Below are 410 nucleotides of genomic sequence, written 5' to 3'. Positions count from 1 at the left end.
ACGTGGGTGGGCGATGCGGGTTCGCCGCCGGTGTAGACGATGCGGGTGGTGGTGAAGGTCTCGGGGTGTTCGTCGGTGAGGTAGTTGAACAGGCTGGAGGACAGTTGCAGCATCGTCACCCGGTGCTGCTGGGCGAGTGCGGAGATCAGGGCCGGTTCGGGGCGTTGTCCGGGCTGGAGGACGGTGGTGCCGCCGTGGAGGAGGGCGCCCCAGAATTCGAGGCTGAAGGCGTCCCAGGAGACGGGGGAGCACTGGAGGAAGGTCTCGCCGGGGCCGAAGGTGGCGTAGGTCTGGGCGGTGAGGGTGGAGACGAGGTTGCGGTGGGAGGACAGGATGCCCTTGGGCCGTCCGGTGGATCCGGAGGTGAACATCACGCAGGCGACGTCGTCCCAGGTCAGCGGTGTTCCGAG

The 410-nt window shown here is 67.8% G+C and carries 1 protein-coding gene; it reads right to left on the bottom strand.

Annotation, left to right across the window (positions count from 1 at the left end; genetic code table 11):
• Positions 1-410: AMP-binding protein (locus AB4039_RS42515; RefSeq protein WP_442273347.1), on the bottom strand; the 410-nt coding region annotated here is incomplete at both ends.

Origin of the sequence: Streptomyces sp. M-16, assembly GCF_052114405.1 — a bacterium.
Lineage (GTDB): Bacteria > Actinomycetota > Actinomycetes > Streptomycetales > Streptomycetaceae > Streptomyces.
This window is presented reverse-complemented; position numbering and strand designations above follow the sequence as displayed.